Annotated in this window: 25 protein-coding genes; 10 read left to right on the top strand and 15 right to left on the bottom strand. The window is 70.4% G+C overall.

Translation table 11 applies throughout. The annotated features are described in order from the left end of the window. Positions 1–5 precede the first annotated feature (5 nt). Positions 6–902 (top strand): hypothetical protein, encoded by an 897-nt coding sequence (locus DEJ06_RS11780; protein WP_146245841.1) that lies wholly within the window; start codon positions 6–8, stop codon positions 900–902. A gap of 49 nt (positions 903–951) precedes the next feature. Here DEJ06_RS11780 and DEJ06_RS11775 read toward each other — a convergent pair whose 3' ends face one another. Further along, positions 952–1,377, bottom strand: a complete 426-nt coding sequence (locus DEJ06_RS11775; RefSeq protein ID WP_111039402.1) for a DUF3151 domain-containing protein — start codon at positions 1,375–1,377, stop codon at positions 952–954. Between the two features lie 274 nt (positions 1,378–1,651). On the opposite strand from DEJ06_RS11775, the gene DEJ06_RS11770 reads away from it, so the two are divergent. Beyond that, positions 1,652–3,283, top strand: coding sequence for an ABC-F family ATP-binding cassette domain-containing protein (locus tag DEJ06_RS11770; protein WP_111039401.1), 1,632 nt, complete (start codon positions 1,652–1,654; stop codon positions 3,281–3,283). A gap of 41 nt (positions 3,284–3,324) precedes the next feature. Here the strand turns inward: DEJ06_RS11770 and DEJ06_RS11765 are convergent, their stop codons facing one another. The 4 genes from DEJ06_RS11765 to DEJ06_RS11750 all read right to left on the bottom strand — a co-directional run bounded on the left by DEJ06_RS11765 (position 3,325) and on the right by DEJ06_RS11750 (position 6,135). Further along, complete coding sequence (locus tag DEJ06_RS11765; protein ID WP_111039400.1) at positions 3,325–4,020, bottom strand: SDR family oxidoreductase; 696 nt, start codon at positions 4,018–4,020, stop codon at positions 3,325–3,327. A gap of 10 nt (positions 4,021–4,030) precedes the next feature. Next, a complete protein-coding gene (locus tag DEJ06_RS11760) occupies positions 4,031–4,522 on the bottom strand; it encodes a DedA family protein (RefSeq protein ID WP_111039399.1) in 492 nt (163 codons plus the stop codon). Between the two features lie 61 nt (positions 4,523–4,583). Beyond that, complete coding sequence (locus DEJ06_RS11755; protein ID WP_111039398.1) at positions 4,584–5,615, bottom strand: YihY/virulence factor BrkB family protein; 1,032 nt, start codon at positions 5,613–5,615, stop codon at positions 4,584–4,586. 4 nt (positions 5,616–5,619) lie between these two features. Continuing rightward, positions 5,620–6,135: a hypothetical protein gene (locus DEJ06_RS11750; protein ID WP_111039397.1), complete on the bottom strand. Its 516-nt coding sequence runs from the start codon at positions 6,133–6,135 to the stop codon at positions 5,620–5,622. A gap of 63 nt (positions 6,136–6,198) precedes the next feature. Between DEJ06_RS11750 and DEJ06_RS11745 the strand changes: the two genes are divergently transcribed. Continuing rightward, positions 6,199–6,939 (top strand): MBL fold metallo-hydrolase, encoded by a 741-nt coding sequence (locus DEJ06_RS11745; RefSeq protein ID WP_111039396.1) that lies wholly within the window; start codon positions 6,199–6,201, stop codon positions 6,937–6,939. Positions 6,940–7,109: 170 nt separating this feature from the next. On the opposite strand, the gene DEJ06_RS11740 is transcribed toward DEJ06_RS11745, so the two are convergent. The 7 genes from DEJ06_RS11740 to DEJ06_RS11710 form a co-directional block, all read right to left on the bottom strand. Then, a complete protein-coding gene (locus DEJ06_RS11740) occupies positions 7,110–8,153 on the bottom strand; it encodes a Gfo/Idh/MocA family protein (RefSeq protein WP_111039395.1) in 1,044 nt (347 codons plus the stop codon). Between the two features lie 73 nt (positions 8,154–8,226). Further along, a complete protein-coding gene (locus tag DEJ06_RS11735) occupies positions 8,227–9,153 on the bottom strand; it encodes a prenyltransferase (RefSeq protein WP_071404934.1) in 927 nt (308 codons plus the stop codon). Continuing rightward, entirely contained in the window at positions 9,150–9,581 is a 432-nt protein-coding gene (locus DEJ06_RS11730) for a lycopene cyclase domain-containing protein (protein ID WP_181436760.1), read from the bottom strand. Before DEJ06_RS11730 ends, DEJ06_RS11735 begins: the two co-directional genes overlap by 4 nt. Beyond that, positions 9,578–9,910, bottom strand: coding sequence for a lycopene cyclase domain-containing protein (locus DEJ06_RS11725; protein WP_027464925.1), 333 nt, complete (start codon positions 9,908–9,910; stop codon positions 9,578–9,580). The genes DEJ06_RS11730 and DEJ06_RS11725 overlap by 4 nt, the downstream gene beginning before the upstream one ends. Beyond that, a complete protein-coding gene (gene crtI / locus DEJ06_RS11720) occupies positions 9,910–11,550 on the bottom strand; it encodes a phytoene desaturase family protein (protein ID WP_111022696.1) in 1,641 nt (546 codons plus the stop codon). The genes DEJ06_RS11725 and crtI overlap by 1 nt, the downstream gene beginning before the upstream one ends. After that, positions 11,547–12,485 carry a squalene/phytoene synthase family protein gene (locus DEJ06_RS11715; RefSeq protein WP_111039393.1) on the bottom strand — a complete coding sequence of 313 codons (939 nt, stop codon included), beginning with the start codon at positions 12,483–12,485 and terminating at the stop codon, positions 11,547–11,549. The genes crtI and DEJ06_RS11715 overlap by 4 nt, the downstream gene beginning before the upstream one ends. Next, complete coding sequence (locus DEJ06_RS11710; RefSeq protein WP_163343195.1) at positions 12,482–13,540, bottom strand: polyprenyl synthetase family protein; 1,059 nt, start codon at positions 13,538–13,540, stop codon at positions 12,482–12,484. Before DEJ06_RS11710 ends, DEJ06_RS11715 begins: the two co-directional genes overlap by 4 nt. Positions 13,541–13,561: 21 nt before the next feature. Between DEJ06_RS11710 and idi the strand changes: the two genes are divergently transcribed. From idi to DEJ06_RS11680, 6 genes are all read left to right on the top strand, one after another. After that, complete coding sequence (gene idi / locus DEJ06_RS11705; RefSeq protein WP_110864939.1) at positions 13,562–14,104, top strand: isopentenyl-diphosphate Delta-isomerase; 543 nt, start codon at positions 13,562–13,564, stop codon at positions 14,102–14,104. Between the two features lie 246 nt (positions 14,105–14,350). Further along, positions 14,351–15,400, top strand: a complete 1,050-nt coding sequence (locus DEJ06_RS11700; protein ID WP_071404930.1) for a magnesium and cobalt transport protein CorA — start codon at positions 14,351–14,353, stop codon at positions 15,398–15,400. Positions 15,401–15,516: 116 nt separating this feature from the next. After that, positions 15,517–16,536 carry a LacI family DNA-binding transcriptional regulator gene (locus DEJ06_RS11695; protein WP_017886425.1) on the top strand — a complete coding sequence of 340 codons (1,020 nt, stop codon included), beginning with the start codon at positions 15,517–15,519 and terminating at the stop codon, positions 16,534–16,536. Between the two features lie 818 nt (positions 16,537–17,354). Continuing rightward, positions 17,355–18,878 (top strand): multiple monosaccharide ABC transporter ATP-binding protein, encoded by a 1,524-nt coding sequence (gene mmsA / locus DEJ06_RS11690; protein WP_111039438.1) that lies wholly within the window; start codon positions 17,355–17,357, stop codon positions 18,876–18,878. After that, complete coding sequence (mmsB, locus tag DEJ06_RS11685; protein WP_111039392.1) at positions 18,875–20,167, top strand: multiple monosaccharide ABC transporter permease; 1,293 nt, start codon at positions 18,875–18,877, stop codon at positions 20,165–20,167. Before mmsA ends, mmsB begins: the two co-directional genes overlap by 4 nt. A 62-nt stretch (positions 20,168–20,229) precedes the next feature. Next, positions 20,230–21,333 (top strand): sugar-binding protein, encoded by a 1,104-nt coding sequence (locus DEJ06_RS11680; RefSeq protein ID WP_111039391.1) that lies wholly within the window; start codon positions 20,230–20,232, stop codon positions 21,331–21,333. Positions 21,334–21,510: 177 nt separating this feature from the next. Here DEJ06_RS11680 and DEJ06_RS11675 read toward each other — a convergent pair whose 3' ends face one another. Genes DEJ06_RS11675 through dcd form a run of 3 tightly spaced genes read right to left on the bottom strand, consistent with a single transcriptional unit; the run spans position 21,511 to position 23,012 of the window. Next, positions 21,511–21,858: a DUF86 domain-containing protein gene (locus DEJ06_RS11675; protein WP_084740843.1), complete on the bottom strand. Its 348-nt coding sequence runs from the start codon at positions 21,856–21,858 to the stop codon at positions 21,511–21,513. Further along, positions 21,855–22,370, bottom strand: a complete 516-nt coding sequence (locus DEJ06_RS11670) for a helix-turn-helix domain-containing protein (protein WP_110864943.1) — start codon at positions 22,368–22,370, stop codon at positions 21,855–21,857. The genes DEJ06_RS11675 and DEJ06_RS11670 overlap by 4 nt, the downstream gene beginning before the upstream one ends. A 54-nt stretch (positions 22,371–22,424) precedes the next feature. After that, on the bottom strand, positions 22,425–23,012 hold the full coding sequence (gene dcd, locus DEJ06_RS11665; protein ID WP_071404926.1) for a dCTP deaminase: 588 nt from the start codon (positions 23,010–23,012) through the stop codon (positions 22,425–22,427). Positions 23,013–23,095: 83 nt separating this feature from the next. Here dcd and DEJ06_RS11660 point away from each other — a divergent pair, with 83 nt between their 5' ends. Further along, positions 23,096–24,187, top strand: a complete 1,092-nt coding sequence (locus tag DEJ06_RS11660; RefSeq protein WP_181436759.1) for a GNAT family N-acetyltransferase — start codon at positions 23,096–23,098, stop codon at positions 24,185–24,187. The last annotated feature ends 9 nt before the right edge of the window (positions 24,188–24,196 follow it).

The raw sequence follows: 24,196 nt of genomic DNA, 5'->3' as shown, positions 1-24,196 counted from the left end.
GCTCGGTGCTGGCCTCGTCGACCTTCCTCGTGCTGCTGCTCAATCCGACTTCAGTGTTGCTACACGATCCTTCACTGGTCGGTACGACACCGTCGTCCTGCACTGGTATCGCTTCGGCAGGTGCGTTCTGCCTTGCACCGGATAACCTCGGCGAACTGGTTCGCTGGCTCCTGGTGGCGATGTGCATCCCCACGCTGCTCGGGGTCATGCCCGCGGTATCGGCTCCTTTGCACGCCTACGCCGCTTTCAGCCTTGCATCGAACACGGTCGGGATCGAGGGAGGCGACTACCTCGAGACCACTGTCAGCGTCGTGCTGGCGGTCGTCTGCTGCACCGATCGACGGTGGAACGGTTGGCGTCCGCGCGATACGGCGCTCCGCCAGCGGCGGAACATCCCGGCCCACGTCCTGTTGCTCGCGCTCAAGCTGCAACTCGCCTACGTGTACCTCGAAGCCGCCACCGTCAAACAAGCCCATCCCATATGGGCAGATGGAAGCGCCTTGTGGTACTGGGTGCAACAACCGAACTTTGGTGCCCGCTCCGAGGTTCGAGAGTTCCTCGAATGGGTTCTGTCACATGGAACCATCCTCCACGCTACGACGTGGGGGGTCATCGTCACCGAGTACGTTCTCGCTGTCTCAGTGCTCGCCGCCCGACGTCGTACGCCTCGCTTGCTGACGCTCGGTGCCTCCGCGACGCTGCACCTCGTCTTCTCGATGGTTCTCGGACTGGTCACGTTCGAGATCTCGATGCTCGGTTCAATGCTCGTCCTCATGTGGCGCTCAGGGGACGCGATGCCGTGGAAAGTCTTTCGCCTGGCGCGCTCTGGCTCCCATGAGCGAGGTGACGGGAGCTCGCGCCGTGGCCCTTTGGTCCAGTCGACCGAGAAATGGTCCGGCTGATCGCGCGTCTACGACGAGTCGCTGGCGCAGGACGAGTCGCTCCCGCCGCCTACGCGCCGGCGGACAAAGCGCGCAGGGCCTCGGGGTCGCTCGCGTTCAGGAAGTCGGTCAGGCGCTCGGCCTCGCCCGGCTCCTCGATCGCCTCGGCCGCACGCCGCAGGGCGAACAGCGCCCGCAGCACGCCACGGTTGGGCTCGTGCGACCACGGCACCGGACCGACACCGCGCCAGCCGGCCTTGCGCAGGGCATCGAGCCCACGGTGGTACCCGACACGGGCGTACGCGTAGGACTCGAGGGTCGCACCGCGCGCCCACGCCTCGTCGGCGAGCAGCGCCCACGCCAGGCTCGACGACGGGTAGGACACCACCACGCTGGCGACGGGGGCCTCCGCCTCGATCGCGGCGGTCACCTCCGGCTCGGCGGGCAGCAGGGTCTCGGGGTTCGACGACGGGGTCGGCAACAGGTTCTCCGGCATGCCCCCAGCCTGTCATCCCTTGCGGGTGCCCGTGTCACGGGATTACCGTGGAGGTCACCTCGTCGTCATCGCGGGGCCGCCGGGGCGGGAGACCGACCGGCGGAACGGATGGCGGACACGGGGGTCCCCCGACGGAAGCAGACGGATTGCTGTCGATCACCGGTACCGCTCAGCCCACGCGCTGACACCGTGATCGTGCGCCCCGTCGGGCGCTCCACCGCACCGCGGTGGCCTCGGTGTCGTGCGCCCAGCATCGACACCGGGAGACACCCCCATGCTCACCAGTCCGTCCGTCGTCCTGCACGACGTCACCTTCGCCTGGCCCGACGGCACCGTCGCGCTCGACCACCTCACGGCCGCGTTCGGACGTGGCCGGACCGGCCTGGTCGGGAGGAACGGGGCCGGCAAGTCCACGCTGGTCCGGCTCGCGACCGGCCAGCTCCACCCCACGTCGGGCAGCATCACGACGTCGGGTCCCGTCGACCACCTGCCGCAACGCCTCTCCCCACCGGCACGGCCTGATCGCCGCTGGCGCGTCGATCAGGAACCGGCGCCGTGGGCCCACGCAGGCGAGGACGACACCGTCGCCGACCTGCTCGGCATCCGGCCCACACTCACCGCGCTCCGGGCCGTCCTGGCCGGCGACGCCACGTCCACACAGCTCGAGGCAGTCGGCGACGACTGGGACCTGGAGGAACGGGCCGCCGCGGTGCTCGACCGGGTCGGGCTCGACGGCACCGACCTCGACCGGCCGGTGTCGACGCTGTCCGGCGGGCAGTCGGTGCTCGTCGCCGTCGCCGGGGTGCGGTTGCGCGCCCGGCCGATCGTGTTCCTGGACGAGCCGACGAACAACCTGGACCGCCGGGCCCGCGGGCTGCTCCTCGACCTGGTCGACGACTGGCGCGGCACCCTGGTGCTCGTCAGCCACGACCGGGAACTCCTGGAGCACGTCGACGAGACCGTGGAGCTCCGCGCCGGGTCGATGACGGTGTTCGGCGGGACGTTCAGCGCGTTCGAGGAGCACCTGGCCGTGCAGCAGGCGGCCGTCGAGCGCGAGGTCCGCGTCGCCGACCAGCGGCACCGCACCGAGAAGCGGCAGCGCATCGAGGCGCAGACGAAGATCGCGCGTCGTGCCAAGGCCGGTGAGAAGGCGGGCCGCTCGATGCCGAAGATCCTGGCGAACGAGCAGCGGAAGAAGGCGCAGGAGACCGCCGGTCGACTGCGCGTCGGGTACGCGGACGACGAAGCCGCCGCACTCGCCACCAAGCGCGAGGCCGAGCTCCGCCTGCGCGACGACGAGTCGATCCACGTCACCCTGCCCGACCCGGACGTGCCGGCATCGCGTCGGATCGCCACCGTGACCGTCCGCGGACGGGACGTCATCGTGCAGGGGCCGGAACGGATCGCCGTCACCGGGGACAACGGCGTCGGCAAGTCCACCCTGCTCGAGCAGCTCGTCGGCGACCCCGCGACCCGGGAGCACCCGCTGCCCGAGACCGCGGCCGTCGCCCACGTCGACCGGATCGCGTACCTGCCGCAGCGGAAGGACAGCCTGGACGACACCGCCACGGTGCTCGACAACGTGCGCCGGGACGCCCCGCACGTGCCCGTCGCCGAGGTCCGCAACCGGCTGGCGAAGTTCCTGGTGCGCGGGGACACCGTCGACCGCCCGGCCGGGGACCTGTCCGGCGGGGAGCGGTTCCGGGTGGCGCTGGCGGCCCTGGTGCTCGCCGACCCACCACCGCAGCTGCTCGTGCTCGACGAGCCGACGAACGACCTCGACCTGACGAGCGTCGACCAGCTCGTCGACGCGCTGCGGGCCTACCGGGGAGCCCTCGTCGTGGTGAGCCACGACGAGACGTTCCTGGAACGGCTCGAGCTCGACGAACGGATCGAGCTGCGGTAGTCGGTAGTCGTCGCCGTCAGCGCGTCAGCGCCGTCCGAACATCAGCGCCGTCGGGTCGGCCGGATCGCGAGCGACTCGACGGTGCCGCGCTCGGGCAGGTCGACGACGGTGCGGACCGCGGCGGCCACGTCCTCGGGTGCCAGGTAGTAGTCGGTGTCGTAGGACTCCCCGAGCTTCGCCACGAGCTGCCGCTGCATGTCCGAGTCGGTCCGGCCCGGGTGCACGCTCGACACCCGCACGCCGTTCGCCCGCTCCTCTTCGCGCAGGGCGTCGGCGAAGGCCCGCAGCGCGAACTTCGACGCCGCGTACACCCCACCACCGGGGCCCGAGTGGAACCCGGAGCCGCTGTTGATCGGTACGACGATGCCCCGGGCTGCCCGCAGTGCCGGCAGCGCCAGCCGGGTGAGCTCGGCGACCGCGAACACGTTCGTCGCGAAGACCTGCTCCCACACTGCGCGCGGGGTGTCGGCGACGGTGGTGCCCTGCTCGACCCCGGCCGAGTGCACGAGGACGTCGAGCCGATCGGGCAGCGCCGGGACCTCGCCCGCGCCCAGGTCGCCGACGAACGGCGCCGCGCTCGGCAGCTGCTGGACGAGGGCGTCCACGGCGTCGGCGGACCGGCCGCCGACGAGCACGTGGTGGGTGCGGCCGAGGTCGGCGGCGATCGCGCGGCCGATGCCGCGGGTGGCTCCGGTCACCAGGGCGACCGGACGGTTCTGGAGCTGGTCTGTCGTCACGGAGGCCAGCCTACGGAAGCCGGGCCGGGCCTCCTGTGCGGTCACGGCGACGACGCAGGACCGTCAGCGCGACGCCGGCGACGACCGCCAGGCCCACGAGCGCCGCGATGCCCCACGGCGAACCGGCGAGCGCCGCGACGACCGCCCAGAACACGGCGAGCCCGACGGTCGCGTACAGGAACGCCCATGCCACGCACCCCGGCACCATCGCGATCGTGTACCGCCACCAGGCGACCCGTGCCAGCCCCGCTGCGGCGTTCATCACCGTCTGCAGGCCGACCACGACGAAGCTCACCGTCACGATCGGCAATCCCCAGCGATCCAGCAGCGCCGAACCGCGACGGACCGCCGGCGAGCGCAGCCTGCCGCCCCACCGCGATCGGGACGCACCCGTCACCGCGAGCCGCGCGACCCAGTACGTGGCCTGCGCGCGGCAGAACACGATCACGAAGAGCGCGAGGACGAGCCACCGGAACGGGAGCCCCTCGAGGAAGGACGGCACGCTCGCACCGTAGCGTCCCGACCCGGAGAGCGCCCGTCAGCGGTGGTCGGACGAGCCGCGGTCAGTCGTTGTCGACGCCCTGGCGGATGCGGATGCCCTCGAGCACGTCCTGCGCCCGCTTCTCGTCCTGCTTCTCGATCTGGCGGGTGTCGCGCTCGGGGAGCTGGATGTCCTCCTCCGCGCGGATGCCGGCCTGCAGCTCGCGGCCCCGCTCGATCTCGGCGTCGAACTCGGCACCGAAGAGCAGGGCGTTGTTCGTGATCCAGATCCACAGCAGGAACACGATGACCCCACCGAGGGAGCCGTACGTGGCGTTGTAGTTCGAGAAGTTCCCGACGTAGAACCCGAAGCCGACGCTCGCGATGATCCAGATGAGGAGCGCCAGGATCGAGCCGCCGCTGACCCAGGTGAACTTCGGCTGCTTGACGTTCGGCGACCAGTAGTAGAGCACCGCGACGACGATGATCGCGATGACGAGCAGGATCGGCCACTGCACGATCGACAGGACGGTGACGGCCACGTCGCCGAGACCGATGACGTCGCCGAAGCTGCGGGCGAGCGGCGCGCTCACCAGGACCAGCAGACCGACCACGAGCAGGACGACGGTGGTGACGGTCACGCCGAGCATGGTCGGGCGGAGCTTCCAGATCGGGCGGCCCTCGCGGACGTTGTAGATCCGGTTCATGGCACGGCCGAAGGCGCCGACGTACCCGGAGGCCGACCAGAGGGCGCCGAGCAGACCGACGATGAACGTCACCGGCGCAGCGGGCGAGCGGACCAGGCCGTTCACCGGCTCCTTCAGCAGGCTCGCGACGTCACCGCCGCCGACGTTGCGGATCACCTGGAGCAGGGTCTCGATGGTCTTCGCCGGGTCCGACACCAGGCCCAGGATCGACACGACCGCCAGCAGCCCGGGGAACAGCGCGAGCACGGAGTAGTACGTCAGGCTCGCCGCCAGGTCGGTGCACTGGTCGCTCGTGAACTCGCGCAGCGTCTTCTTCAGCGTGTAGACGAGCGTCGGCTTCTTGAGGTCGGTGGGGTTGTCGGGCTTCCGGGCGTCGTCCGGATCCGGCTTGTGCTCTTCGTGCGCCATGTGACTACCCTCTCGCCTTCAGGGCCTGCTTCGACCGCTTGACCGCCTGCTTGCGGTTCTTGTTCGCCCGTCGCTGCACCGCCGCGATGCCGACCTGCTGCTTCACGCGGGCGCGGTGCGCCGGGTCCTGCTCCAGGGCTTCCTCCGCCGCCTTGGCCCGCGCCTTCCGGCCCTTGCGACCTGCCTGCGCCTGCTCCTTCGCCGAGGGGGCGTCGCCACGCGCGCCGAACGGCAGCAACGCGGTGAAGGCCGAGTTCGCCGGCGGCTGGGCCAGGTGCCCGGCGGGGCGGTTCCGCAGTGCGATGCCGAGGACGATCGCCGCGACACCGGTCAGCCCGGTGATGCCCATCGCCACCAGGGGCGTGGGGTCGCGGTGCCACCGCTGCTTCGTCTTCGCGACGGCGAGCCGCGTCCGGGCGGGCAGGTCCGCACGTCGCTTCAGCTCCGTCACGGTGTCCGTGATGCCCTCACGGGTGCGCACGTTGGCGAGTTCGAGCTCGGGCAGACTGTCCTTGGCCATTCCCCATTTCGTACACGTCCCACCCGGGATCGTGCCCAGCGGGCCGCGTCTACCGTCCCGCACATGCTCTTCCGGGACGCCGCCGAGGGGATCCACCGCCTCGAGATCGCACACACCAACACGTACCTCGTCGAGACCGGCGATCGGTTGCTCGTCGTCGACGCGGGGTTGCCCGCCGCGTGGCCGCACCTGCAGCTCGCCGTGCACGACCTGGGCTACACGCCCGGCCAGGTCGAGGGGCTCCTGCTCACGCACGGGCACTTCGACCACGTCGGCACCGCCGCGCGGATGCACCGCGACTGGGGCACGCCCGTGTTCGTCCACCCGGGCGATCGGCACCTCGCCGCGCACCCGTACTCGTACCGACCGCAGACGAACCGCTTCGGGTTCGTGGCGCTCCACCCGGGTGGTCTGCGCCCCCTGGGCCGGATGCTGCTGGCCGGTGCGGTCACGGTCGACGGCATCGCGGACACCGAACCGCTGGAGAGCCGCGCCGACGTGCCGGGAAACCCGTGGATCATCGAGACCCCGGGGCACACCGACGGCCACGTGGCGCTGCACTTCGCCGACCGTGACGCCGTGATCGCCGGGGACGCGCTCGTCACCTTCGACCCGTACACGGGCGGGATCGGACCGCGGATCGTCGCACCCGCGGCGACCTCCGACGTCGACACGGCTGTCGCGTCGCTCGACCGGCTCGCGGACACCGAGGCGAAGCACGTGCTGCCCGGCCACGGGCCGGGCTGGTCGCTCGGCGTGCGGCGGGGCGTCGCGCAGGCGCGGCGGGTGGCCGGCGCCGCCTGACGCGCGAGCGACAGATCAGGCGGACCGCACCGGGTCTGGTTCGCGAAAGCGACAGTATGCCGCGAACGTTCCGCAACCCACTGTCGCTTTGACGCGGTGGACGCGACCAGAGCCGGCCTGGAGGCGCGGTGCGGGCCCGCCCCGCGCCTCCAGGCCGTGGGTGGTTGCGGTCAGGACGGGACGACGACGTCCTCGGGTAGACCGGACGCCGCGGAGCGGCCGGCGGCCTCCATCAGCGCGAGGCTCCGCAGGTTGTCGCGCCCGCTCGTCTCCGGGGCTGGGCCGCCCTGCACGGAGCGGGCGAACGCCTGCAGCCCGCCCTGGCGGTCGGTGTGCGCGAGCACGGGGAGCTCGACCGGCTCGGCGACGTCGTCCTGCGTGCGGCGGACGGTGACCCGGTCGCCGTCGACCGCGTTCGGCTCACCGTCGCGGCTCGTGAACCAGAGCTCGCCGTCCTCGCCCTCGATGCTCCACTCCCCGGCCCAGGCGGTGCGCGGGCCGCGGCTCAGCCAGCTGCCGCGGTAGTTGACGACCGTGCCGCCGTCGAGCTCGATGATCATCGAGGCGACCGCTTCGTCCTGGTACTTGCTGTAGGCGGGGTAGCTGGCCTTGGCGAAGACCCGGACGGCCTCTTGCCCGGTGATCATCCGGAGCAGGTCGAAGTGGTGGATCGCCATGTCGTTGATCATCGCGTGCGGGAACCGGTAGTGCGGGTACGTCTCGGCGGGCTGGTCGTTGTCCCACTGCCGGAAGTCGACGTTGATCGCGGAGACCTCGCCGACCACGTCCGCCTCGAGCATCTCCTGCACGACCCGCGGCGCCGGGTACCAGCGGTAGTTCTGGCTGACCTGCAGCACCAGGCCGGCCTCCTCGGCGCGACGGACCGCGGTGACGGCCTCGTCGGTGGTGTTGGCGAACGGCTTCTCGACCAGGACGTGCTTGCCGGCGTCGAGGGCCTCGAGCGCGAGCGGCACGTGCGTCACGGCCGGGGCGGTGATGACGACGGCGTCGGCCTCGACCGCGGCGAGCGCCTCGGTCAGGGACCCGAACGCCGCCGAGGCCGGGAGCCCGAGGTCGGTCCGCACGGCCTCGAGCGTCGGCGCCGACGGGTCGACGATCCCGACCACCTGCACTTCCGACACCTCTGGGATGGCGGTGCGGGCCCAGTTGCCGCCCCACCCTCCGAGACCGACGTGGATGATCCGGACGCTCATGCGCGCACTCCTTCGTGACTGCCGTCGTGACTGGTGACGCACCACGGACGCCGCGGTGCGTGCGTCCAGTCTGTCAGTGCGTGAAGGCGTACGCGATGAGTGCCATCGTCACGATGAAGCCCGCCAGGTAGTTGATCCAGAGGAAGCGCTTCCACCCGGCGTTCGCGGCCTCGGCGCCCTGGTCGGTGATGTTCCACCACGGCAGCACGTTGAGCGCGTACGGGATGACCACGATCGCGGCGATCGGCCCGGGGAACGCCGAGAACAGCAGCGCGACGCCGGCGACCAGGTAGGCGACGAAGGCCAGGCGGACGGTGGCCCGGGCGCCGATCACGGTCGCGACGGAGCCGATGCCGCCGGCGCGGTCGGCCAGGACGTCCTGCACGGCACCGAACGCGTGCGAGGCCACGCCCCACAGGAAGAACGCGATGCACACGGCGACGAGCTCACCGGTCCAGTGCGGGCCCGCCAGGGCGAGGCCGTAGATCGCGGGCGAGACGAAGTGCGTGCTCGACGTGAGCGAGTCGAGGAACGGCTTCTCCTTGAACCGCAGCCCCGGTGCCGAGTACGCGATGACCGCGAACACGCTGATCGCCAGGACGAGCCACGACCACGGCCCGTTGCCGCTGACCGCGCCGAGCACCACGAGCGCGACGAGGAAGGGGACGTTCGTGACGACGACGGCCCACAGCGTGGTGCGGTGGACGCTCTTGTCGAGCAGGGCACCCTCGACGCCGCCCTTGCGCGGGTTGCGCAGGTCGGACTCGTAGTCGAAGACGTCGTTGATGCCGTACATCGCCAGGTTGTAGGGCACCAGGAAGTACACGACGCCGACCAGGAACGCGACGAGCGAGAATCCGCCGCCGCCCTCGACACCGACCCCGCTGCCGAGCAGGTACGCGGCGCCGAACGGGTAGGCGGTGTTCACCCAGCTGATCGGGCGCGACGACACGAACAGGGCGCGCAGGGTCGACGGCCTGGAGGCGGTGCTGGCGTTCACTTCATGTCCTCTGCTGGTGCTGGCTCCGCTGGTGCTGGGGTCGGGTCGGGCGCGGGGCGCGCGCCGGTCCGGTCGCGTGCGCCGGTCCGGTCGAACAGGACCCACAGGCTGGGCAGCAGCACGATGGCGGACATCGCGTAGGCGAGGTCCTCGACCGGGATCGCACCGATCTTCGCACCGCTGATGAGCGAGGGGTCGTAGGCGACGATCCGCAGCGTGACGATGACGTTGTCGAACACCATCGTCATCACCAGCAGCGCGACGCCGGCGATCACGGACGTGAGCACCGCGACCCGGCGCCCGACCGCGGGCCGTCGACCCGCCGCACGGGCACGGCGTGCGGCGACGACACCGGCGACCACGGCCACGACGGCCGTGACGCCGAAGAACGGCAGGGCCAGGAGCGCGTACGCCCCGGTGCCGTTCACGCGCGCCGCCGATCGGTCGCGCGCTGCACCAGGGGCCGGACGAAGCCGACCAGGTCCATCGTCGAGTAGCAGAGCAGCAGCAGGAAGAAGAGCTCCTCGAGCGGGACCTCGGGCGCCAGGAGCACCCCGGTGAGCAGGTTCTGCGGCCCGATGAAGAAGATGCCGGCAGCGACACCGGCGACGTCCCACACCATGAAGAACGCGACGCCGACGACCATCACGGCCGCCGCCCGCCACGGTGCCCGCCAGAAGAACAACCGGAAGCGGGCGTCCAGCACGGTCATGCCGACCAGGGACACCACCAGGCCGGCGAGGTAGACCCCGGGCATCAGGCGGTCTCGGTCCGGTCCCGCGGGGCCCCGAGGGGCGTCGGCAGCGGCTCGGTGCTCCGGTCGCCGTGGATGCGCTTGAGCAGGACCTCGGCGCTGATCAGGCACATCGGCAGACCGATGCCCGGGATCGTCGAGGCACCGACGTAGTACAGCCCCTCGACCTTCTTCGACGCGTTCTTCTCGCGGAAGAACGCGCTCTGCTTCAGGGTGTGCGCCGGGCCGAGCATCGAGCCGTTCCAGGCGTTCAGGTCGTCGGCGAAGTCGCGCGGTCCGATCGTCCGTCGGACCCGGATGCGGTCGCGCAGGTCCGGCACCCCGGCGCGCTCGGCCAGCACGTCGATGGCACGGTCGGCGATCTGCTCGACCTGGTAGTCACCGGCACCGTCGATGCCGCCCTTGCCGATCGACAGGTCGGCGGGCAGCGGCACCAGGATGAACAGGTTGCTGGTACCGGGCGGGGAGACGCTCGGGTCGGTCTCGGACGGGGCGCAGACGTAGATCGAGGCGGGGTCCGGCACGTGCCGGTCGTCCCCGAAGATCGCGCCGAAGTTCGCCTTCCAGTCCGCGGTGAACATCAGGGTGTGGTGCAGCAGGCCCGGCGTCGGACCGTCGATGCCGAGGTACACGAGCACCGCGCTCGGGCCCGGGTCGCGCTTCTTCCAGTGGTCGGCGCCGTGGGTGCGGTGCTCACGCTCGAGCAGCTGCATCTCGGTGTGCTGCATGTCGGCAGCGCTGACCACGAGGTCGGCGGGGGCCGTGTGCTGCACGCCGTCGCGGTCGCGGTGGACGACCCCGGTGGCGACGCCGTCCTCGACGACGATCCGCTCGACCTTCGCACCGGCGATGATCTTCGCGCCCTCGGCACGGGCGACCCGCTCGACGGCGGAGATCACCTCGGTGATGCCGCCCTTCGGGTAGAGCACGCCGTCGGCCAGGTCGAGGTGGCTCATCAGGTGGTACATGCTCGGCGCCGCGTACGGGCTCGTGCCGAGGAACACCGCCGGGTAGCCGAGGATCTGCCACAGGCGACGGTCGCGCACGGCGGTCTCGGCGAAGGTGGAGAGCGGCTCGAGCAGCAGGCGCGCGAGCTTGGGCAGACGACGCAGGACGTCGGGTGCGGCGAGCTTCGTGAGGTCCTGGAAGCTCGTGTAGAGGAACCGGCGCACGGCCATCGTGTAGGTGTCCTCGGCCGACGCGAGGTACTTCCGCATCCGCTCGCCGGCACCGGGCTCGATGGACTCGAACAGCGCGATGTTGGCCTCGGCGTCGGCGCGCAGGTCGATCGGCTCGTCGTGGCCCTCGCTGTAGACGCGGTAGCCGGGGTCGAGCTTCACCAGGTCGAGTTCGGCCTCGGCCGACGTCCCGAGCAGCTGGAAGAAGTGGTCGAAGACCTCGGGCATGAGGTACCACGACGGCCCGGTGTCGAACCGGAACCCGTCCTGCTCCCACGAACCGGCACGGCCGCCGAGCTGCGTGCGCTGCTCGAGCACCGTCACCGAGAAGCCGTCGCGTGCGAGCAGCGCGGCGGCCGCCAGGCCGCTGATGCCGCCGCCGATGACGACGGCGCGGCGAGCGGGCACCTTGCGCCGGGTGGTGGTGGCGACCGTCGTCGGTCGGGAGGCGCGGGGCGGGGTCATGAGGAGCCTCCCGGCCGGTGGGTGGTGACGCGCGACCGGAGCGGTGCGCGTCCGGCGAGGACCTGCGCCGCGAGGCGCACCTTCACCGGGTTGGGGACGCGCACGCGCGTCGTGACGAGACGGCTCGCCGGCGTGCGCGCGAGGCGGTCGTTGAGTTCCTGGAACAGCGCGTGCGCGAGTCCGACCGCGTTGCGGGCGTCGGCCGGCAGCAGCCGGATCGTCCGCGCTGCGTGGTCGAGGTCGGCCTGCACGTCGGCGACCAGGCGGTGCTTCGTGGCCTCGTCGAACGACCGGATGTCGACGCCCGGGAAGTACGAGCGACCGAGCACCTCGAAGTCGGCGTGCAGGTCACGCAGGAAGTTCACCTTCTGGAACGCGGCGCCGAGCGCACGTGCACCGGCGACGAGTTCGGCCTGGTCGAACGTCGGCCGACCGGCACGGTACACGAACGCGCGCAGGCACATCAGGCCGACGACCTCGGCGGAGCCGTACACGTACGCGTCGAACGAGGCGTCGTCGTGCTCGGTGCGGTCGAGGTCCATGCGCATCGAGGCGAAGAACGGGGCGGTGAGCTCGGCGCCGAAGCCGGTGGCGCGGGCCGTGCGGGCGAAGGCGTGGACGACCGGGTTCACCGAGAAGCCGAGCGCGATGGCCCGTTCGGTGTCGGCCTCGAGCTCGTCGAGCACCGTGCGGGCGAGCTCGCGGTCGAGCCCGGCCTCGGTCGCGGGCCCGTCGACGACCTCGTCCGCGACGCGGACCAGCGCGTAGACGTTCCGGATGTGTTCGCGCGTGTCGCGGGCGAGCATGCGGCTCGCCAGGCCGAACGACGTGGAGTACCGGTCGATGACGACACCCGACGCGGCCTCGGCCGTGGCGTCGTAGAGCTGGAGGCGAGCCGGACGGGATCCGGTCGCCGTGGTGGTGCTGTGGGTCACCGGGCGCGCTCCACGAGTTCGGTCACGAGGGCCTCCAGGCGGTCGGCGAGGTCGTACGGCAGCCGGGCGAGCTCGGCCCGGGCGAGTGCGGTGTGGTCGGCGACACGTGCTTCCGCGGCGCCGCGCGCACCGCAGGAGACCAGGGTCGCACGGACCTCGTCCGCGCGGGCCTCGGTCAGGTCCGGGTCGCCGAGGTACGGCTCGAGGTCGGGCCAGCAGTCGGTGGTCGCCGCGTACGCGATCAGCATGGTGCGCTTGCCCTCGCGCAGGTCGCCCAGCACGGTCTTGCCGGTCATGGTCTCGTCGCCGAAGACCCCCAGCAGGTCGTCGACGATCTGGTACGCGATGCCGATCTCGCGACCGAAGGCCCCGAGGGCGGTGACGATCTCCTCGTCGGCGCCGGCCAGCACGGCGCCGGACTGCAGGGGCGCCTCGAACGAGTACACGCTCGTCTTCGCCCGCTCCATGGCCAGGACCTCGTCCACCGTCGGCATCACGCCGAGTGCCAGGTCGACGTCGGTCATCTCGCCGGCGGCGCTGGCGAACACCGCCTCGTCGAGCAGTTCGAGCAGCCGCTCGCGGCGGGTGCCGTCGACGCCCGCAGCCTCGATGAAGCGGGGCGCACCGGCGAGCGCCAGGTCACCGGCGATGACCGCGGCACTCATCCCCCGGTGCTCGGCCGTCGGCAACGGCAGGCCGCCCGTCGTCCCGTTGTCACGGAAGGACCCGGCGACGTTCGGCTGCCCACGGCGCGACCAGTCACGGTCGATGACGTCGTCGTGCACCACGAGTGCGGTGTGCAGGAGTTCGTAGGCCGCGGCGACGTTGGCGGCTGCGTGCGCGTCGGTGCCGCCCATGCCGGCGTACGCGGTCATGACCATGCGGGGCCGGAAGCGCTTGCCGCCCATGCTCGCCTTGCGGAGCACGCGCCACAGTTCTTCCGACGGTCGGCCGTAGCGCTCGGCGCGTGCCGACGACACGGCGAAGAAGCGCTCGAGGCAGTCGTCGACGAGCGCGAGGTCGATGTGCGGCACGGTGGTCGCTTCCTCGCTCATTGGCCTAACCTATCGACACAGATGAACGCTTTCCCTGAATCCGTGGTGCTCCTGGCCGACGACCGTACCCCGATCGGCACGGCGGACAAGTTCACGGTGCACACAGCCCACACGCCCCTGCACCTGGCGTTCTCGTGCCACGTCCGGAACACCGACGGTGACGTCCTGGTGACCCGACGAGCACTGTCGAAGAAGACCTGGCCGGGGGTGTGGACGAACACCTTCTGCGGCCACCCCGGTCCGGACGAGTCCTTCGAGGACGCCATCGGCCGTCGTGCCTCTCGCGAGCTCGGCATCACCGTGCGTGACGTCGAGGTCGTGCTGCCGGAGTTCCGGTACCGCGCGGTCGACGCCTCGGGCATCGTGGAGAACGAGGTCTGCCCCGTCTTCCGCGCCGTGACCGACGACACCCCGGCGCCCGCCGACGACGAGGTCGCCGAGTGGGCGTGGGTGTCCGAGGACTCTCTCAGGCAGGCCGTCGCCGGCGCGCCGTTCGCCTGGAGCCCGTGGCTCGGGTGGCAGCTCGCCGAGCTCGAGACCGCCGGGCTGCACGTCACGCGCTGACGCTCCTGCGTCTGCCGCGACGGGTTGTCCGACCCGCGCCGCAGGCGTACGCTCGACCGTCGGCAGCGCTCTGGGCGCCGCCACGACGAGACGAGAAGGGCAGGTGAGGCGCGATGTCGGGTGACCATCCTCGATCGGGCCGGCCGCCCGTGTCGGTCGTCGCGCCCGCTCGCTGACCCCGCCCCGCCCCGGATCACCTCCGGGGCGCCATCGCGCCCGCCTGCTCCCCACCGAAGGAGCACGCACATGGCACTGATCGACAACGCGATCTACGTCCGGGGACGCCGCGTGGAGTCTCCGTCGACCCTGTCGCGCCCGGCTCGTGGCGACCTGACGTGGATCGGGCTGCTCCGGCCCGACCCGCACGAGCTCGAGGCCGTCGCCACCGAGTTCGACCTGCACGAGAACGCCGTCGAGGACGCCCGCAAGGGACACCAGCGCGCCAAGCTCGAGCGCTACGGCGACACCCTGTTCCTGGTGCTCCGGCCCGCGTGGTTCGACCCGTCCGAGGGCACCGTCGAGTTCGGCGAGGTGCACCTGTTCGTCGGCGACCACTTCGTCGTGAGCGTCCGGCACGCCGCCCGACCCGACCTGGCGGTGCTGCGGGCACAGGTCGAGGCGGACCCGGAGTTCCTGGCGAAGGGGTCCGAGGCCGTGACCGCGGCCGTGCTCGACGAGGTCGTGGACGGCTACGGCCCCGTCGTCCAGGTGCTGCAGGAGCAGATCGACGCCATCGAGGACCAGCTGTTCGCCGGGCAGGTCGACCCGGGGGTCTCCAAGCGCATCTACCAGCTGCTCAGCGAGGTCCTCGCCTTCCAGCGGGCCACCACCCCGGTGCCGGCGATGGTCACGGGGCTGCTCCGCGGTGCCGACAAGTACGGCGTGGACGACGACGTGCAGCACCGGCTCCGCAACGTGCACGACCACGCGCTCCGTGTCACCGAGCGGGTCGACTCGTTCCGCGCCCTGCTCGAGAACGCCCTGACCCTGCACGCCACCCTGGTGTCGCAGGAGCAGAACGAGGCGATGCGCCGGATGACCAGCGCGAGCCTTGCCCAGGGTGAGGAGAGCCGGCAACTCGCCCGGGCAGCACACCGCCAGGGCGAGGAGGTCAAGAAGATCTCGTCGTGGGCGGCGATCCTGTTCGCACCCGGCCTGATCGCCGGTGTCTACGGGATGAACTTCGACCACATGCCCGAGCTGCACTGGCACTACGGCTACCCGGTCGCGATCCTCGGCATGCTCCTGCTGATGGGCGTGCTCTGGGCGATCTTCCGCAAGCGCAACTGGCTCTGAGCGGACGGCGGATCGGCGCACAGGTGGCGTCGATCCGTCGGACGTGCATAATGATCTGGCCCGGATGTGAACGTGCACATCGATGTGCCACGACACCCGGGCGGAAACGAGCAGCAATGGCGTCATCGCGGACACAGCAACCGCGTTCGCCCAGCATCCGTGACGTCGCACGGATCGCGGGCGTCTCGCACCAGACCGTCTCGCGGGTGCTGAACAACTCGGACGCGATCCGGGCCGAGACACGCGACAAGGTCCTGGCGGCCATGGAGCAGCTGCAGTACCGGCCGAACCGGGCCGCACGCGCCCTGGTCACGAGCCGGACCCACACGATCGGCGTCCTGACGGCCCGCCGCGCCCACTACGGTCCGGCCGTGGCACTGCAGGCGATCGAGGACGCCGCGATGCTCCGCGGCTACTCGGTCACGACGGCGAACATCGCTGAGGCGACCGATGCCGCCGTGCGGGAAGGACTCGGGCACCTGCTCGACCTCGACGTCGAGGGCATCGTCGTCATCGCACCCCAGCAGCGGGTCTTCGACCTGATCGCGGAGCTCGGCATCCGCACCCCCTACGTCACCATGCGCGCCAGCGTCGGCGAGGACCCGACGGCCCTGTGGGTGGACCAGATGGAGGGCGCACGACTCGCGACCGCGCACCTGCTCGACCTGGGTCACGAGTACGTGCGGCACATCGCCGGACCGCAGGACTGGATCGAGGCCGACGCCCGCATGCAGGGGTTCCTGCGCGAGATGTCCGACCGCGACATGGCCGTCGCGCCACCGATCCTGGGCGACTGGACCGCCGACTTCGGCTACCACGCGGGCCGCGAGCTGCTGCGGTGGCGGGACTGCACCGCGATCTTCTGCTCGAACGACCAGATGGCGCTCGGCGTCATGCACGCAGCGCGCTCGTACGGGCTCGACGTCCCGGGTGACCTGTCCGTGGTCGGCTACGACGACATCCCCGAGGCGAAGCACTTCTGGCCACCGCTCACCACGGTGCAGGTCGACTTCGCCGAGCTCGGGCGGCGCTGCGTGGACCTGCTGCTGCCGAGTGAGGGCGAACTGCTCCGCCCCATCGACATCGTCCCGCAGCTGGTCGTGCGCGCCTCCACCAGCGCGCCCCGCACGCGCTGACGCACCTCGGGCTGGTCCGGCGCCCCGGAGTACGTGCCACGAACTTCTGCCCAGGGACGCCCGGTACGCCCGGAACCGCCCCGCGCCCCCGGAGTACCTGCCACAAACGGGCATACCTGCCACGAACTTCCGACCAGGTACGCCCGAAACGACCAGGGACGCCCGGAACCACCCGGCCGCCCTGGAGTACCTGCCAGGAACGGGCGTACCTGCCACGAACTTCCGACCAGGTACGCCCGAAACGACCAGGGACGCCCGGAACCACCCGGCCGCCCCGGAGTACCTGCCAGGAACGGAGTACCTGCCACAAACGGGCGTACCTGCCACGAACTTCCGACCAGGTACGCCCGGAAGCACCAGCCAAGCCCGCTCCGACAAGGCGAGCGCGGCTCCGGACGCGACCATGAAGCGGACGGGAGGCCCGTGGCCAGCCCGCCACGGGCCTCCCGTCCGCGCATGCGGATTCGCGCAACGAAACGCGCGCTCCCGAGCCCCCTGGCCCCAACCCGGGGGGCGTTCCCTCCGGATCACGCACGCCGTTACGAAAACGCGACCAATCCGAATTGACAGCCGCACCGAGGCTGTGCGTAAATTGCCTCCGTCCAGCCGATGTGACCGTTCACATGAGCGTCACACCGAGCCGGATCCGGACGCGACAACGAAGTCCACACAGGCCCCCTGTGCTTTCGCTGCCGCAGCAGAACCACCCGAACACACTGCCGCACCGAAGCGGCAGAAGGAGATGCACTGTGGCGTCAACCCCGATCGACACCGGCCTCGAGACCCGGTCGATCACAGCACCCGAGACGATCCTCGAGATGCGCTCGATCACCAAGGAGTTCCCTGGTGTGAAGGCGCTGGCCGACGTCTCCCTCAGCGTCCGCGCCGGCGAGATCCACGCGATCTGCGGCGAGAACGGCGCCGGCAAGTCGACCCTGATGAAGGTCCTGTCGGGCGTCTACCCGTACGGCACCTACAGCGGCGAGATCGTCTACGAGGGCGAGGAAGTCCGCTTCTCGAACATCAAGCAGTCCGAGCAGGCCGGCATCGTCATCATCCACCAGGAGCTGGCGCTCGTCCCGGAGCTCTCGATCACCGAGAACCTGTTCCTGGGCAACGAGCCGAGCCGCGGTGGCGTCATCAACTGGACCGCCGCACAGCTCCGTGCGCAGGACCTGCTCGCCCGCGTCGGCCTGGCCGACGACCCGGACACGCAGATCAAGAACATCGGTGTCGGCAAGCAGCAGCTCGTCGAGATCGCGAAGGCCCTGCACAAGGACGTCAAGCTCCTGATCCTCGACGAGCCGACCGCCGCGCTCAACGAGAACGACTCGCAGCACCTGCTCGACCTGATCGTCGGGCTGAAGGCCAAGGGCATCGCGAGCATCATCATCAGCCACAAGCTCAACGAGATCGAGCAGATCGCCGACGAGATCACGATCATCCGCGACGGCAAGGCCATCGAGACGCTCAACGTCAAGGCGGACGGCGTCAACGAGGACCGCATCATCCGCGGCATGGTGGGCCGCTCGCTCGAGTCGCGCTTCCCCGACCGCACCCCGAAGATCGGCGAGACCTTCTTCGAGGTCCGCAACTGGACCGTGCAGCACCCGCTCGACTCGTCGCGCCTGGTCTGCAAGGCCTCGAACTTCCACGTCCGCCGCGGTGAGATCGTCGGCTTCGCCGGCCTGATGGGCGCCGGACGCACCGAGCTCGCGATGAGCCTGTTCGGTCGCTCGTACGGCACCTGGCTCGACGGCCAGATCATCAAGGACGGCCGCGAGATCAAGGTCACGAACGTCCAGCAGGCAATCGAGAACGGCCTCGGCTACGTCTCCGAGGACCGCAAGGCGCTCGGCCTGAACCTGCTCGACACCGTGAAGCGCTCGACGGTCGCCGCCGACCTGCAGAAGATCTCGAAGCTCGGTGTCGTCGACTCGCTCGAGGAGTACTCGGTCGCCGAGAAGTACCGCAAGATGCTCCGCACCAAGGTGCCGAGCGTCGAGGACAACGTCGGCAAGCTCTCTGGTGGCAACCAGCAGAAGGTCGTCCTGTCCAAGTGGATGTTCACCGACCCGGACATCCTGATCCTCGACGAGCCCACCCGCGGCATCGACGTGGGCGCCAAGTTCGAGATCTACGGGATCATCCAGCAGCTCGCGGCCGAGGGGAAGGGCATCATCCTCATCTCGTCCGAGCTCCCCGAACTCCTCGGTCTCTCCGACCGGATCTACACCATCTTCGAGGGCCAGATCACCGCTGACCTCCCGGCCGACCAGGCCGATCCCGAATCGCTCATGCGCAGCATGACCTCCGCGCGGAAGGGCGCCACCGCCTCATGAACAACCTGAAACTGCTCTTCGGCAAGGGCAACAGCATCGGCCAGTACGGCATGATCATCGCCCTCATCGTGCTGCTGATCTTCTTCTCGATCACGACGAACGGGCTCATCCTCGAGCCGACCAACGTCATCAACCTGTTCCTGCAGTACTCCTACATCCTGATCCTGGCCCTCGGCATGGTCATGGTCATCATCGCGGGGCACATCGACCTGTCGGTGGGTTCGGTCGCGGCGGTCGTCGGCATCGTCGTGGCGCAGTCCATGGCCGTGTGGGACTTCCCGGTGTGGGCCGCCATCATCCTGGGTCTCGCGTGCGGTGCCCTGATCGGTGCGTGGCAGGGCTTCTGGGTCGCGTTCGTGAAGGTCCCGGCCTTCATCGTGACGCTGGCCGGTCAGCTCATCTTCCGTGGTGTGAACCAGATCATCGGCAACTCGACGTCGGTCCCCGTCCCGGACGCCTTCACCCCGATCGGCGCCGGCTTCCTCGGTGACTTCGGCCCCGACTTCGGCTTCAGCAACGGCACGCTGCTCATCGGCCTCGTCACGATCCTCGCGCTCATCATCATCGAGGTCCGTGGCCGTGCCCGCCGTCGGAAGATGCAGGCCGAGGTCCCGCCGCTGTGGGTCTCGATCGTCCGCACCGGCATCCTGGTCGCCGTCACGCTCGTCGCCACGTACCTGTTCGGCGCCGGTCCGGTCGGCACCTCGGTCCCGATCGTCGCGATCATCCTCGGCATCCTGACCATCGTCTACGGCTTCGTCACGAAGAACACGATCTTCGGTCGCCAGGTCTACGCCGTCGGTGGCAACGCCAACGCAGCCGTCCTGTCCGGTGTCTCCGCGAAGAAGGTCAACTTCTTCGTCATGATGAACATGTCGGTCCTCGCCGCGATCGCCGGCATGGTGTTCGTCGCCTACTCCGGCGCCTCGGGCCCCGCGGACGGCACCGGCTGGGAGCTCGACGCGATCGCCGCCGTGTTCGTCGGTGGTGCAGCGGTCGCCGGTGGTGTCGGCACGATCTCCGGCTCGATCATCGGTGGTCTCGTGATGGCGCTGCTGTCGAACGGTCTGCAGCTCATGGGCCTCGAGTCCAACCAGGTGCAGATCATCCGCGGCCTGGTCCTGCTCGTCGCCGTCGCCTTCGACGTCTACTCGAAGTCGCAGGGTCGTCCGTCCCTCATCGGGGGCATGATGCGGCAGTTCCAGCGGAAGGACACCGAGCAGAACACGGTGGCCGCCCAGCAGCCGCGGTCCATCGAGGACCAGCCGGACAAGATCACCCTCCCCTAGTTCACCCCTCCCCACAGCGGGGCTCCGGCCCCACACCTCCTCAACGAAGAGAAAGCACTCACATGCGCAAGAAGATCGTCGCCGGCCTCAGCCTGGCGCTCATCGCGGGCCTCGCCCTCAGCGGCTGCTCGGCACGCGGCTCGTCCGACGACGCCGGCAGCACCAGCAGCATCAAGAAGGGCGACCTCATCGGCGTCGCCCTGCCGGCCAAGACCTCGCAGAACTGGGTCCTCGCGGGTGCCGCGTTCAAGAAGTCGATCGAGGACGCCGGCTTCAAGGCCGACATCCAGTACGCCAACGCCGGCAACCCGGTCCCCGACCAGCAGTCGCAGATCTCGGGCATGATCACCAAGGGCGCCAAGGCCGTCATCATCGGTGCCGCCGACGGTTCGCAGCTGACCGCGCAGGTCAAGTCCGCCAAGGACCGTGGCGCCGTCGTCATCGCCTGGGACCGCAACATCCTGAACACGAAGAACGTCGACTACTACGTGGCGTTCAACAACTTCAAGGTCGGCCAGCTCCAGGCCGAGGCGCTGCTCAAGGGCCTCGAGGAGAAGAAGGGCGACAAGCCGTACAACGTCGAGCTCTTCGCCGGTTCGCCGGACGACGCCAACGCGACCGTGTTCTTCAACGGTGCGATGGACGTCCTGCAGCCGAAGATCGACGACGGCACGATCAAGGTCGTCTCCGGTCAGACCACGTTCCAGAAGGTCGTCACGCAGGGCTGGCTCGCGCAGAAGGCCCAGTCGCGCATGACCGACCTGCTCTCGCAGTACTACACGGGTGACACCGAGCTCGACGGCGTCCTGTCGCCGAACGACACTCTCGCCCGTGCGATCCTCACCGCGACCAAGGCCGCCGGCAAGGACAACCCCGTCGTGACGGGCCAGGACTCGGAGACCGCGTCCATCCCGCTCATCATGAAGGGCACGCAGTACTCGACGATCTTCAAGGACACGTCGAAGGAGGCCCAGGCGGCCGTCGACCTCGTCTCCACGCTGTCGAAGGGCGACAAGCCCGACACGACGATGGACAAGACGAACAACTACAACGGCAAGAAGACGGTCCCCGCGATCGAGCTCACGCCGGTCCTGGTCACCAAGGACAACGCCGTCGAGGCCTACAAGGGCAACGACACCCTCGAGGAGCTCGCCAAGAAGGGCTGATCTCCCCAGCACCACGGACGGCCCCGTCTCGCCTCGGCGAGACGGGGCCGTCCTGCGTCGTCCGGGGGCCGGCCACACGGCGGACGGGAGGCTCGGTGCACGTCGTGATCCGTGCCTCCAGTCCGCCGTGTGGTCCACCCAGGGCACGTGGCCGCGTCCGGTCCGCGCCCGCGTCCGTCAGGGGTGGGCAGCGCGCAACCGGCGCGCGGCGTCGGCGAGGTGCGGGACGTCGGTGCGGGCGGTGCCGAACACCAGCGCACGCGTCGTGTCGAAGTACCGCCGGGTCAGCCGCTCCCCCAGGTCGGACACGCGCGACCACGGGATGCCGGGCTCGCTCGCGGTGACCCCGGCGGGGAGCACCCGGACCGCCTCACCGATCTCGACCAGGCGCATCCGGACCGCGTCGTGCACCAGGTCCTCGGGCACCCGCTCGTCGTCGATGTAGCGCCGGATCGCCTCGCACGCTCGGATGACGTCGTCGAGGCGGTCGGCCACGGCACGGCGGATGCCGGGCTGCCCACTCACAGCGGCACCGCGGTCCGGACGACCCCGGGGCGCATGCCCGCGGCGTCGACCACGTCGACCCGGACTCCGAGCAACCGTTCGGCGGCGTCCTGGATGCGCATCAGCGCGAAGATGCCGAGCCCCGCGTCGACGTCGACCATCAGGTCGACGTCACTGTCCGGACCGTCCTCACCCCGCGCGACGCTGCCGAAGATCCGGGGGTTCCGCCCGCCGAACCGCTGCACGATCTCGATGAGGTCCTGTCGGGCTGCGACCACGCGTTCGAGGAGCGGCGGGGGTTCCTCGACCGGCTGCAGGTCGATCGTCGTCGTGAAGCCCGCCGCGCGGAGCATCCGCTGCAGGGCTGCGAGCGACGGTTCGCGCCGACCGTTCTCGTAGGTGCTGATGACGCTCTGCGTGACGCCGGCGCGCTGGGCGAGCTGGACCTGGGTCAGTTCGGCGCGTTCACGGGCGTCGCGGATGAGCACCGCGGCCGACAGTGGCGGGGCGGACCGTGGGGGAACAGCGGACATGCTGCAACGATACACAGCATCCAACATTTCGTCCGCCGCGGGAGCGGCGCACGCTCAGCGGGGGTCGGAGACGTCCGCCCGGTGGAAGTTCTGCGCCGAGCGCGACGCGGTCGGGCCGCGCTGGCCCTGGTAGCGGGACTGGTACTCGGCGGAACCGTAGGGCTTCTCGGCCGGGCTCGACAGCTGGAAGAAGCACAGCTGTCCGATCTTCATCCCCGGCCACAGCTTGATGGGCAGCGTCGCGACGTTCGACAGCTCGAGCGTCACGTGCCCGGAGAACCCGGGGTCGATGAAGCCCGCGGTCGAGTGGGTCAGGAGGCCGAGGCGGCCGAGGGAGCTCTTGCCCTCGAGCCGAGCGGCGATGTCGTCGGGCAGGGTCACGACCTCGAACGTGGAGCCGAGGACGAACTCGCCCGGGTGCAGCACGAACGCCTCGTCCGGGTCGGTCTCGACCAGGCGGGTCAGGTCGGGCTGGTCCACCGCGGGATCGATGTGCGGGTACTTGTGGTTGTCGAACAGCCGGAAGAACTTGTCGAGCCGGACGTCGATGCTCGACGGCTGCACGAGCGAGGCGTCGTACGGGTCGAGGCCGATCCGGCCTGCAGCGAGCTGGGCGGTGATGTCGCGGTCGGAGAGCAGCACGGACGAAGCCTAGCGGCAGCGGGCGTCGCGCCGGTATGCTGCCAGGCTGCCCACCACCCGGGCGGGCGGCGTTCGGAGCAGTGATGACCACGTACACCGTCGACGAGATCACGGTGCCCGCCACCATGGACGACGACCCGGCGACCGTCGCGACCTTCGCCGAGTGGCTCGCGGTGTCCGACGGCGCCGAAGCCGCCGTGCACGGGCTGCACGAGTTGGCCTGGACGCCGGAGGAGTACCTGCCGCTGTGCCGCGAGCCGGGTGCCCCGAGCCGGCTCGTCGTCGCCCGCGACGACCGCGGCACCGTGGTCGGTGCGGGCTCGTACGACACGAAGCAGGAGCCCGGCACCACCAACTGCTGGCTGTCGGTCGGCGTCGACCCCGAGCACCAGCGCCGCGGTGTCGGGACGCTGCTCGCCGACCTCCTGGAGTCGATGGCCCGTGCCGACGGCCGCACGCAGTGGAAGACGTACGCCGTCTCGCGACAGGTCGGGCCCGCATCCGGTCCCGGGTACGTGCAGGCCCCGACGGGGTTCGGCGCCGTCCCGGAGGACGAGGCGGGGGTGCGGTTCCTGACCGCCCGCGGCTGGCACTTCGGCCAGGTGAACCGGATCAGCCGGCTCCCGCTGCCCGCCGACGCATCCGTGGTGCGCGGACTGCACGAGCGGGCGTCTGCTGCCGCCGGGTCGGAGTACCGCGTGCACGCCTGGACCGGTCGGACGCCGGAGCAGTGGCTCGACGGCATCGCCCTGCTCGAGACCCGGATGAGCACCGACGCGCCCGCCGGGGACATGGAGGAGCCCGAGGACGTCTGGACCGCCGAACGGCTCCGGGAGCACGAGGACGAGCTCGCCCGGGCACCGCGCACCCTGCTCACCGTGGCCGTCGAGCACCTGCCGACGACCGCCCTGGCCGGTTTCACGCAGCTGTCCGTGCCGGACGACCCCGCACGGCCGGCACAGCAGTGGGACACCCTGGTGCTCCGCGAGCACCGCGGCCACCGGCTCGGCTGGCTGCTCAAGGTCGTCGGGATCCAGGAGCTCGACCGGCGGTTCCCGGGGCGCCCCTCGGTCATCACGTTCAACGCGGAGGAGAACCGCCACATGCTCGACGTGAACGAGGCCGTGGGGTTCGTCGGCGTCGGCTGCGAGGGCATCTGGGAACGGCGGGTCTGAGCGCGCATC

The organism is Curtobacterium sp. MCLR17_051 (genome assembly GCF_003234395.1).
GTDB classification, from domain to species: Bacteria; Actinomycetota; Actinomycetes; order Actinomycetales; family Microbacteriaceae; genus Curtobacterium; species Curtobacterium flaccumfaciens.
The sequence above is the reverse complement of the archived record's forward strand: the minus strand, read 5'-3'. Positions and strand labels throughout refer to the sequence as shown.

What these genes read in the sequence shown, in the direction of transcription:
- DEJ06_RS11775 (WP_111039402.1), bottom strand. Translation starts at nt 1,377, where the DNA reads ATGCCGGAGAACCTGTTGCCGACCCCGTCGTCGAACCCCGAGACCCTG.
- DEJ06_RS11770 (WP_111039401.1), top strand. Translation starts at nt 1,652, where the DNA reads ATGCTCACCAGTCCGTCCGTCGTCCTGCACGACGTCACCTTCGCCTGG.
- DEJ06_RS11755 (WP_111039398.1), bottom strand. Translation starts at nt 5,615, where the DNA reads ATGGCGCACGAAGAGCACAAGCCGGATCCGGACGACGCCCGGAAGCCC.
- DEJ06_RS11750 (WP_111039397.1), bottom strand. Translation starts at nt 6,135, where the DNA reads ATGGCCAAGGACAGTCTGCCCGAGCTCGAACTCGCCAACGTGCGCACC.
- DEJ06_RS11745 (WP_111039396.1), top strand. Translation starts at nt 6,199, where the DNA reads ATGCTCTTCCGGGACGCCGCCGAGGGGATCCACCGCCTCGAGATCGCA.
- DEJ06_RS11740 (WP_111039395.1), bottom strand. Translation starts at nt 8,153, where the DNA reads ATGAGCGTCCGGATCATCCACGTCGGTCTCGGAGGGTGGGGCGGCAAC.
- DEJ06_RS11725 (WP_027464925.1), bottom strand. Translation starts at nt 9,910, where the DNA reads ATGCCCGGGGTCTACCTCGCCGGCCTGGTGGTGTCCCTGGTCGGCATG.
- crtI (WP_111022696.1), bottom strand. Translation starts at nt 11,550, where the DNA reads ATGACCCCGCCCCGCGCCTCCCGACCGACGACGGTCGCCACCACCACC.
- DEJ06_RS11710 (WP_163343195.1), bottom strand. Translation starts at nt 13,540, where the DNA reads ATGAGCGAGGAAGCGACCACCGTGCCGCACATCGACCTCGCGCTCGTC.
- idi (WP_110864939.1), top strand. Translation starts at nt 13,562, where the DNA reads ATGAACGCTTTCCCTGAATCCGTGGTGCTCCTGGCCGACGACCGTACC.
- DEJ06_RS11700 (WP_071404930.1), top strand. Translation starts at nt 14,351, where the DNA reads ATGGCACTGATCGACAACGCGATCTACGTCCGGGGACGCCGCGTGGAG.
- DEJ06_RS11695 (WP_017886425.1), top strand. Translation starts at nt 15,517, where the DNA reads ATGGCGTCATCGCGGACACAGCAACCGCGTTCGCCCAGCATCCGTGAC.
- mmsA (WP_111039438.1), top strand. Translation starts at nt 17,355, where the DNA reads ATGCGCTCGATCACCAAGGAGTTCCCTGGTGTGAAGGCGCTGGCCGAC.
- mmsB (WP_111039392.1), top strand. Translation starts at nt 18,875, where the DNA reads ATGAACAACCTGAAACTGCTCTTCGGCAAGGGCAACAGCATCGGCCAG.
- DEJ06_RS11680 (WP_111039391.1), top strand. Translation starts at nt 20,230, where the DNA reads ATGCGCAAGAAGATCGTCGCCGGCCTCAGCCTGGCGCTCATCGCGGGC.
- DEJ06_RS11670 (WP_110864943.1), bottom strand. Translation starts at nt 22,370, where the DNA reads ATGTCCGCTGTTCCCCCACGGTCCGCCCCGCCACTGTCGGCCGCGGTG.
- DEJ06_RS11660 (WP_181436759.1), top strand. Translation starts at nt 23,096, where the DNA reads ATGACCACGTACACCGTCGACGAGATCACGGTGCCCGCCACCATGGAC.